The sequence below is a fragment of the Microcoleus sp. D3_18_C4 genome (assembly GCF_036702355.1).
In the GTDB taxonomy this organism is placed as follows: Bacteria; Cyanobacteriota; Cyanobacteriia; order Cyanobacteriales; family Microcoleaceae; genus Microcoleus.
This window is the reverse complement of record NZ_JAUBTF010000033.1, coordinates 67,546-77,932: the sequence shown is the minus strand read 5'-3', so window position 1 is coordinate 77,932 and position 10,387 is coordinate 67,546. Positions and strand designations below refer to the sequence as shown.

At 48.0% G+C, this 10,387-nt stretch carries 6 protein-coding genes; all 6 read right to left on the bottom strand.

Going from position 1 to position 10,387, the window contains the following annotated elements; all coding sequences use genetic code 11:
* Positions 1-59: 59 nt before the first annotated feature.
* Complete coding sequence (locus QUA90_RS17490; protein WP_333446772.1) at positions 60-938, bottom strand: calcium-binding protein; 879 nt, start codon at positions 936-938, stop codon at positions 60-62.
* A 320-nt stretch (positions 939-1,258) separates the two neighbouring features.
* Positions 1,259-3,019 (bottom strand): pentapeptide repeat-containing protein, encoded by a 1,761-nt coding sequence (locus QUA90_RS17485; RefSeq protein WP_333446770.1) that lies wholly within the window; start codon positions 3,017-3,019, stop codon positions 1,259-1,261.
* A 668-nt stretch (positions 3,020-3,687) separates the two neighbouring features.
* Positions 3,688-3,852 carry a hypothetical protein gene (locus tag QUA90_RS17480; protein WP_333384079.1) on the bottom strand — a complete coding sequence of 55 codons (165 nt, stop codon included), beginning with the start codon at positions 3,850-3,852 and terminating at the stop codon, positions 3,688-3,690.
* A 149-nt stretch (positions 3,853-4,001) separates the two neighbouring features.
* Entirely contained in the window at positions 4,002-4,847 is an 846-nt protein-coding gene (locus QUA90_RS17475) for an ADP-ribosylglycohydrolase family protein (RefSeq protein ID WP_333446768.1), read from the bottom strand.
* A gap of 82 nt (positions 4,848-4,929) precedes the next feature.
* On the bottom strand, positions 4,930-5,640 hold the full coding sequence (locus QUA90_RS17470) for a sugar transferase (RefSeq protein WP_333446766.1): 711 nt from the start codon (positions 5,638-5,640) through the stop codon (positions 4,930-4,932).
* A 274-nt stretch (positions 5,641-5,914) separates the two neighbouring features.
* Positions 5,915-10,276: a hypothetical protein gene (locus QUA90_RS17465; protein WP_333446764.1), complete on the bottom strand. Its 4,362-nt coding sequence runs from the start codon at positions 10,274-10,276 to the stop codon at positions 5,915-5,917.
* Positions 10,277-10,387 lie beyond the last annotated feature (111 nt).

The following is a 10,387-nucleotide window of genomic DNA, read 5'->3' as shown; positions in this document are numbered from 1 at the left end:
TCTGACTACTTTTTCTTTGAAGCATCTTCTCAAATCCCCTTGACAACTGCCATCCAAGCTTAACTTGTTACGAATGAGTCGCCATAGATAGTGTCATTGCCACCGAGACCATTGAGGTTGTCATTCCCCTCTCCGCCGTCAATGAAGTCGCCTTCAGCACCACCCCTGATGGTTTCTAAGCCAGCGCCACCGATCAGAGTGCTGGTGCCAGCACCACCGTCGAGAATGTCATTGCCATCGCCACCATCGAGGAAGTCAATACCATCGCCACCAAACAGGGAGTCACTTCCGGCATAGCCGAGCAGAGTATCATTGCCTACGCCACCATCGAGGGTATCGTTGCCGCCGCCTGCTAAGCTGTCGCCTTCTCCGTAGAGGGTGTCGTTGCCGTCGCCTCCAACCAGGGAATCTGCTCCGCCAAAAATTTCGCCTTTTTCATCATCGCCGTAGATCTTGTCATCGGTAAAGCCACCAATCACGGTGTCATCGCCAGCACCACCAAACCCTGTATCCTCGAAACCTACAAAGACTCGGTCTCTTCCAGCCCCACCATCGAGGAAATCTTTACCATCGTTGGCATCGTCGGCATTTGAGCCTCCGTACAGGATGTCATTGCCATCCTCGCCATACAATGAGTCTTCGCCTGAATCGCCAAAAAGTCGATCGGCTCCGATTCCACCATACAGGTTGTCCTTCTCCAGCCCACCGTAGAGGAAGTCGTTACCATCCTCACCATATAGATCGTCTTCGCCGTTTTCTCCAAAGAGACTATCGGCTCCAGCACCACCATACATAGTGTCTTTGTCGTCTCCACCGTAGATGCTGTCGTTAGCGCCTAAGCCATACAGCAGATCTTCCTTGCCAAAGCCGCGAATTATGTCGGCGTTATTGGTTCCGGTCAGGGTATCGGGTTCTGGAGTTCCATTTCTGATAGCCATAATTTTCTCCTGTTGTTATGTAAGTGTGTCGTAGTGTTATTTGAACTGTCGGCATCGCACAAAAGTGATTAGTGCACCCTAGAATTCGGTGCTTCGTTACCGCTGGCAATCCTCACCATTTCCCCCCTTTCCAACGTTGAAAAGGGGGATGCCAAGGCATGGAGAGGAGAAATAAAATGCGAGAAATCATCACAAAGACTCCGGTTGAGATAATGTCCGATCGATCGCCTTAATAGAAATATCGAAAAGCCTTACTGTCAAAGCATTGTCATTAGGGACCCAGCGAAGCGGAGGGAATTGCTCGGACTTGATATATGAGGTTACGAGAACTGGAAGATTGGACGATTGGTCGAGCTGACATTGGTGGTCACATTAGCCGCCGTAAACGAAGTGTTGGCTAGGGTCATCAACAGCGCGCCTGTGCCAAAACCGGCATCGCCAGCAATGCCATTACCCGATCGCAATTGAGTGTTCGCGCCAGATTGCACCACATCGATCGCTGCAATTCCGCTGAAGGATAGGATGTCTCCGCTGGAGCCGAGGGTGAAACCATTCACGCGATCGGAACCATGACCGCTGCGGTAGTAAATGGTATCTCTGCCACCGCCGCCCGTGAGGGTGTCATTTCCCGCACCACCAAACAACCCATCATTGCCGGGGCCGCCTGTCAGGATATCAGCACCACTGCCGCCATCCAGGTAATCATCCGCGTCACCGCCATTGATGGAGTCATCGCCGTCCATCCCGAAGATATTATCTTTGCTGCCGGTTCCAGTTAGGGTCTCGTTGCCGCTAGTCCCGATCGTCAGACCCACAACATCGACTGCATTGACCCCGGTCAGGTTCGCCCCAACCATGGTGGCATCGGTGAAGTTGGCTTTGCCCAGGTTGGCATTAGTTAAGTTGGCATTGGTGAAGTCGGTACCGATAAAACTCCCCACTTCCAGGTTGGCGCCTGTCAGATTGGCGTTTCTAAACTTGGTCAGGTTATCTCCAACCGCCTCCTTCAGGTTAGCGCCTGCCAGGTTTGCCCCTGTAAAGTTGGCTCCAGCCACATTACTCTTCTCAATAAGAGCGTTGTCTAACTCGACTCCACCCGTCAGGTTAGCGTCAACGAGAATTGCTCCAGCCAGGTTGGCGTTGCTGAGATCGGCACCAACCATGATTGCATTGCTCAAGTTAGCACCGTCCAGGGATATGCCTTCTGCAATCACCTGAGTCAGGTTCGCGTTGTTCAACTCAGAATCTGCGAAACTAGCACCGCCCATTTGAGTGCGCGTACCATTTGCATGGGGGCTGAAGTCAGCACCAGCCAGATTGACATCTTCGGCACTAAAGCCAGCCATATTGGCTCCGCGAAAGCGAGAAGTTGTCCGTGTCAATCCATCGGGTGGGTCGGTATCCGTCAGATTAACCTCACTCAGGTTGGCAAGGTCAAAGATGGTGTTGCTGAGGATAATGTCTGTGAAATTAGTCGATGCGTCGAATTGAGCGCCGGTAAAGTTCGCATCGATCAACAAGGTTCCTTCCAGGTCAGCACCTTGGAATTTGCCATTGGTCAAATTGGCGCCCGTAAAGTCAGCCGCTTTCAGCTTCGCTTTGTAGAAATCAGCCCCGGTAAAGTTGGCACCTCTAAGGTTCGGTCGATCCGATTGTTCGCCGCTGAGATTGGCCTCATGCAGAATGGCATTGGTCAGGTTGGCGTTGGACAGGTTGATGAATTTTGTGCTGATCAGGGAGAGATTTACTCCTGTTAGGTTGGCGCGACTGAAATTGACGTTTTCTAAGGTCGCTTTATAAAAATTCGCCGGTCCAAAGCTGGTATTGGCAGCAAAAATCGCATCCGTTGCATCTACATTCAGGAGAAAGGCTTCTTCAAAGTTGGTACCTCTGAGTTGAGTGCGGGTACCTTGAGCGTTGCGCCTGAACAAGACATTTTCCAGTCTCGCTTTAAAGAATGTGGAACCATTCAGATTTTGCCCACTAAAGTTATTGCCTACCAGGTTTTGATTGCTAAAGTTTTGCGCTACCATTTGTAGTCCCCAGAAAATGAAAATTGCGGATTTTGAAGTGTGAAGCAATTGGTCTGGACTTGAGACTAAAGACTCAAATATTTTTAATAGCTGAATCTGGCTACATCTTATGAGAGCCCCAAATTTCCCACAACCGGTAAAGGCTCTTCTTTACACAATCTTTAAAAAAAAACATACTTTTATAAAGATGGTGTGAATTTCTTCTCCAAAAGTATATCTTCTTATAAGAAAATCCAGTATTTTTACTGAAAAAGCACAAACTGATTCTGACTATTCGCTGTTATGGCCTTCGTCAGGGTAACGCTCTTGACTCCTGAATTCTGCTGTAAGTGCTGCGGGTTCTGGGTATTCTGTTTCTTATTCAAAACTTACGCAACTGGCACAATTGGTAGGGTTGCCCGAAACCTGAAACCCTTGATAATCGACCAATAACAACGAGGTCTGACGCACCATACAAATTGACTTAAGTGTGACCGTTGCGTCCAGGACTATAATCTTTATCTAATGGGGTTAGATAAGTCTATATACTTACCGATAACTATCGGTGCGAATATCCGAAGTAATTGTGAGGGGCTCTAACAATTTTTGGCATTGCTGCTGCTAGAGGATAGAGAGCCAAACTCCCCAACCCGCAGGCAACTAGACTATTTTTTTTCTGAGATTTTTGTAATTTAAGATACAGAATTTAATAGAGAATTGTGGATTTAAAAAATATCTCAATCGACCTGCAATTCCTGGTCTTGAACGACGATCGCATTCGGCAGCTTCTCTGCCGCAACCAGCAGGCGATCGATCGCAGACCAAGCACCCATAACCCCCGCAGAAATCGCCTGATTAATCCCCACTAGCGACATTCCCGCGCGGCTGAGCCAAGTATTCAATTGGCGGTTAAACTACTGCACAAAAGGCACTTCCAGCAAGCTATAAAAAGTAATCAAATTAGGCAAATTAGGCAAATTCATAATAGAAAGAAGTTTGGCAACGATACAGTGTAAGGAATTTAACGGATGTAACCTATCTCAGGAAGAAGTCAAAAGTCGATCGCACAATTCATTAACTTTCGATCCAGTTCTATGATATAATCTCGACCGTAAAATTGATTTTCTAATCCTTGTACCAGATTTTCTGGCAGGTCTTGGGCAATTTCACTGCTACAGGAACCAGCAGCTAAAGCAATAGTTGCTACTGTATCGACATCTCCCGAAAAGGCAATGCAATCTTGGAGCAGTTTGCTCATACTATCATTTCGCATGACGGCAGTAATAGCTGCTCTAACACAGACCAAACCTTTAACGCTGACTTCTCCTTGCCAAGGTATCGACCACTCACCAGCGACGTGCCTTTCTAGAAAATTTCCCAAATTTTTCTTTAAACCTAGCTGATAAATAAAGTAATGGGACATCAAAGCTGCTGCTATAGCTGCATTAATGCCATCAGGACTGTTGTGAGTAATGGCAGCTTGAATGGTAGCATTTTCGATGACTTTTTCAATAGTAGGAAAAATGCCAATCGGCCCGGCTCGCATCGCCGATCCGCTTTTATCGCTAGCGGAGTGAATTTTTTCTAAGAATTCTTTTCCGTCTTGAACTTGTAGCAAAAAATTGTAAAATTTACCAGCATAACCAAATCGCCGATCGCGCTGAAAAGCTGCAACAAATTTGCTGGCTAAAAGTTCCGGTGTCCAAGGTTCTCGGCTGACGATAGCTTCTGCGACGGCTAAACTCATCTGCGTATCGTCTGTGTAACATCCAGGCGGGATGTCGTGATGGGGATGCTTGATGTAGCCTTTGAGATTGTTGTACATTTCGATCGTCTGCGGGTCAACAAATTCAAAACCCGCACCGTAAGCGTCACCAATCGCTAATTCTATTAACATATATTTAATCCGTTTCCTACTATTTCATCCCCTTTTTTTCCTAAAATTTCAAATCCAAAAACACCCCAAAACAGCAAGTCTATTAACACGCACCGTTTTTACTCAAGACAACCAAAATTGTTTTGCAAATCAGAGTGATGTCGTAGACAATAGACCACTTACCCTGATAGTCGAGATCCATGCGGACAATCTCGTCAAAGTCTTTAACTCTAGACCGTCCGTTGACTTGCCACTCCCCAGTCAGGCCGGGTTTGACATTTAAACGCTGCCAGTGAAAATCGTCATAGGCAGCAACTTCATCGGGAGTTGGTGGTCGAGTTCCCACTAAACTCATGTCGCCAACTAACACATTCCAGAATTGAGGCAACTCGTCCAAACTCGTGCTCCGCAAGAAGCGGCCGACGCGGGTAATTCGCGGGTCATTTTCATTCTTAAAAATGTGACCCTTGGCTTGGTTGCTAACTAAATGTTTGAGATTTTCTGCACCGACAACCATAGATCGAAATTTCCATATTCTGAAATGTCGCCCTTTGAAGCTGCAGCGGACTTGACTGTAAAGCAGCGGGCCCGGATTGTCCAACAGCATCGCCACTGCCACCGGCACCGCCACCACAGCAGCAATTGCCAGTCCCAGCAGCGCACCCAAAATATCGATCGCCCGCTTCACCTTGCTCGTTACGGATCGGTGATGCTGTTGTTTTGATACACAAACTTTGTAAGTAGACTCTTGAAAAAATAAGGACAGCCTTTCTGATAATGATGATTTCGACGAGGCATCCATCGGAACTTTCATATGATTTCTCTCAACTTTAACGATCTCTTACGTCCATCTTATTAGCCATCCCAAATCTGCAGAACCTGAAGAGCTGAGCTTTGCACAATCTTTAAAAAGCCATCACACTTTTATAAAGTTTCTATGTACTTTTTCTAAAAACGTATAATTTTTATGTAAAATTACGTAAATTTACATAAAAAAGTTAGTCCAGTCCCCAAAAAAACCTGGTTTCAGCTAGGACTCTTCCCGGAAGACAGGGAGGATTCTACTGAGAAACCGGGTTTTTTGCCGTTTAGCGATAAATATCGGTGCGAACATCCCAAGCAAGTGTTAGCGGCTCTAACAATTTTTGCTGGCTGCTAGAGGCGAGTTTGCCTAAATATTCACGAACAACAAAGGCGTGTTCGAGATTCAAACGATAACCCCGTGAGACATCTTCAAAGAAAAGCGGCTCAGCCAAAATTTCTTCCCAATCAGGATTTTGCCTCGACTCCTCGGCCAACAGCATGAAATCTTCCTCCGCAGGCACAAGTCCCGCCGGCAAATTTCCTTCCAAAATCCGCAAAATTCGGGGTTCGCAGGTGCGGGTATTTACGCCTTGGCGTTCCAACAACTGCAAAATTTCCTGAAAGCTCAGAGTTTCCTCACCCAAAACCTGCATTAATTCCCACAGCAGAAAAAAGTCGCTGTACTGCTGCTGCGACACATCCAAAATGTGAGGATAGAGCGCCAAACTCGCCAACCCGCAGGCAACTCGACCAAATTTTTGGGGAAAATTTGTACTTTGAGATACAGAATTTAATGCAGAATTGTCAATCTCAAAAATATCTCGATCGCCCTGCAATTCCTGGTCTTGAACCACGATCGCATTCGGCAACTTCTGCCGCAACCAGCGGGCGATCGCAGGCCAAGCACCCATACCCCCTGCACAAATCGCCTGATTAATCCCCGCCGACGACATTCCCGCGCGGCTCAGCAAAGCATTTAATTCACGGTTCAACTGCTGCACAAAAGGCACTAAAACGAGACTTTCCAAATCTTTGCGTTTCACATCCCAATGCTGCTGACCAATATCCAAAGCAAAACTTTTTTGATGTTGCAAAATAACTTTTATTTGCCTTGCCGCCTCTAACAATTGCAGGCCAAAAGCAGAACCTTGTAACCGCTGCTGCAATTGATAGCGGCTCGGTAAATCTGGATGCCCCGGACGTGGCAAATTGATCGACATTCCCCAAGTTTCATTTTTAGCCAACAACTGACAGATAATATCCTGATCGAAAGCCTCGCCCGCAAAACCAAAACTCTGGCAAGTAAAATCAGCACGAGTTAAATCTTGAAGATTGGACGGCAACTCAACTAAAGCTAATTCCACCGTCGCCGCCCCCGCATTCAAAATCAAAGTTCCCCCGCTAAAAGACGAAGCATTCACAGTCAGCGGTGCAGCTTCTTCAGTGCCCTTAGTAGAATCCACGGCTGAGGATTCGACTTCCATGCCATTTTTCACAGGAGTTACAGCAGCAAGCAAAGTGGCGATCGCATCTTCCACCACAAAAATTTGCGAACTCGAAGCCACCAGAGACGCGCCCAAAACAGCCTCCCGCAGATTAAACCGATAAACATCCGACCAGCCAGCCGGAGTCCCCAAAATTACACCCCGCAAGTCTAAAAGCGCCGCATCAAGAGTTTCTGGCGTCAGCCCCGAAGCCCTACAGATTAAATTAGAAACTGGCAATCCTGCAAAATTCGCCCTCGGCATTGCAGAATCCAAAATTTCCCCTGATTCGGCAAATTTTTGCCCCTGCGTCCTCCGATTCAAAGTTGCCAGCAGCGCCCGCACACCTTGCAGCGGCAAGGCGATCGAAAAAGGCTGCAAGGGCGACCACTGCAACAGCGGTTCGTACATCCCAGCAGCCTCCCGCTGATAAGGAATGCCCACCTTTAAAGGTAATTTAAAATTTTCCAGTAAAAATTCTCCTGCAGCCAAAGCCTGGGGTCGGAATCCCACCGACTTGACTGTCACCTCTGACCCTGGGCTTCCTGGGGCTGTGTTCGCCAGCACCGCAGCCGAGGGAATCCGAAAGCTGGGGTCTGCTGGGGAACCCTCAGCCTGCGATGCTTCCCAGTAAATCGGGTGCAACTGGCCGGTGGTGCGATCGAGCAAAACCGCAGACAGGCCGCTGGAACCGAAATCAATGCCCAAATACCAGCTAGAATTCCGGCGTTCTGGGGATGGGGCGATCGCACCTGCTGCAGAATGCCCAGCCGAGTCTTGCTGCTGTGTTCCGGCAAACTCGCTAAAATCAGTTTTCCCCTCAACAACTGCTGCTTTACTCTCTGTCGAAATTAGGTTTTTTTTTTGACTTTCTGGAGGACTCGATCGCAGTTCGTTAGTTTCGGCAGTTTCTGGAGGGGGAGAATCAGTCAAAGGTCGATCGGTCTCGGTTAAACTAGCCAAAATCTCGTCTAGCGTCAAATTCGAGTCCTCTTCCTCCGCAAACAAATCATCATCAAGTTCGTTTTCCAAAACAAAAGGTTCATCATCAGAGGAGAGTTCCAACACATCGGAGAACAAATCCTCCAGCGTGCCGAGTTCTTCCTCTGCCGCCTCCGCAAAGGGATTGTTTGCAATGCCTTCGGGGGAACTCGCCGATAAATCCAAGCTGTTAGCGGCTGAGAAATTCGATCGCCCGAAGCTAGTATTTTCCAATCCCTCCAGATTGTAGAGGTCTGCCTCCAAAAGTTCCAGAGTATTGTTGTCCAAATTAAGAGCTCGATCGAGGTCATCTTCTAATGCCTCGACCGGCAGCAAATCCTCGTCCGGCGAAGCTTGGATGTACCCATCATCGAGCCGCTGCGAGGATGAGTCAAACTCGCCAGTTTGAACGTCACCGGCACTTGGCACAGCGGGGGTAGCACTGGGTCGGTGAGGGCTAATTTCTCCAGGCGTTCTCAACGGCAAAGCTGGTGATTGAGGGAGTGTAGCGCCGAACTGCTCGCCTTGGTTTTGACCCGTTTCTAGATTTTCTCGATCGTCCCCGTCAAGTTGCACCTCAGCGGTTGAGGGTGGTGCTTCTGAAACTTGAGGTACTGTTGCCACTTGCGGTTCAAATAAATCTGCACTATCTAAAGTTAGAGACTCTACAGAATTCCCCATTACAAAGTCTGAATCTTCATCTACTAAAGTCTCTTCCAGAGATTCGCCTTCATCCAGCAGATTTACAAACAAATCTTCGGTCATTTTTAGCGATTCGGCAGTTTCCTGATCCGTCGCAGCTTGATATTCTACACCTTCACTTTTGGTCTCAATTACATTATTTTCTACGGGAAAACTTTCGATTTCTAATTCTACTTCAGGAACCGCTTCTCCCGCAAACAAACTTGCATACAAATCCTCAATCTCTTCTTCGGTTTCTGTTAACCTATTCTCCGCTTCACCGCCAGTAAAACGAGCTGCATTTTGAGATATTTCGGGGGTAGAACCAAACAAATTATCTTCCGACTCCGGGAGCAAACTTGGGGCTTGAATGCGGTCGCGATCGCGCCTCAACTGTCTGAATTGCGGAGAAATTTCTGTACCGGCGTAGGGAAATCTGTCTTGTTCTCCGAATTCACCGGTGCGAATTTCCTGCACCGAGTCTCCCGTCTGACTCTCTGCGGCTGAGTGCTCGATCGCAGTATTTGAAGGGGCTGGAGCGACAGGAGATTGATCGGCTGCTGTTGGGGTGACGGTTTCGAGATTATTTGCTAAATCGATCGGCTGTTGAACGTAGGATGAAGCTTCTCGCCCCAACTGTGCAGCTAAGTGGTTGACCAAAGCCGCGAACATCGCCTCGCTCTGCTGGCTCAAACCGTACATATTTTCGAGTTCTTGTCTCAAGGAAGCTTGATAGCTTTGCAGATTTGCTTGCAAAGCCTCGAACACGATAGCCATCCTAGAATCGAGACTCATCAGCAGACTGTCAGCATGAGATTGGAAAAGTTGCATTTGCTCCAACCTCTGACCCGGCGTCAGCAGCGGGTGTTCTTCTGAGGTTTGTCGGTTAAGTGTTACGTCAATAGCCGATTGTTCATCAGGCGCACTGCCCAAAGAGTATGGTGCTGAGATGCTTTGCAATAACTGATTTTCTAGGGAACTTAGAATTTGGGAGAAATCGCTAGTCAAGGTCTCTTCCAAGCGAGCAGTCAGTACCTGCAAGAATTCAGCAATGATTTGCTGTTGGTTGGCTTGTTGTTGAGCTAGGGATTGTTGCTGCTGCCGTTTTGCTTCTAGCTGTTTGATTTCTTGAATTAGAGCTTGCTGCTCTTGCCGCAGAGCTTCTATGTCTTCTTGGAGCGGCCCTGTCAGGTTGGAACGCAGGTTGCTGATTTCTCCGGTTACGGCAAGCATGATTTGCTCTGCTGCTGAGGGGCCAGGGGCGGGCAGAGGCACTTTGGGTACTGGAACTGGTTGCGGGCGGACATTTGGGCGGGCGGGGGCTTTTGGGGCCGTTAGCTTTGAGTCTGAGGAAACCAGATAAGCGCGAACTCGCTCTAAAAGTTGGCGCTGGTGGACAGTATCAAGAGAACCCGTCCAAGGCAAGCGGGGTGCAGGCTTGCTGAGTACCTCGTCTATCTCAGCAATCAGTGCTTGAATTTTGTACTTCTGAGAATTCAAGGGCGGAACCTCTGGGAATGCGGCTTGGGAGAAACTTTACCGACAAAAGACTGAAGTCAGGCGGCAGCGATGCCAATAGATAGAATAATCTGAATGCGAGTCCGTCAATAA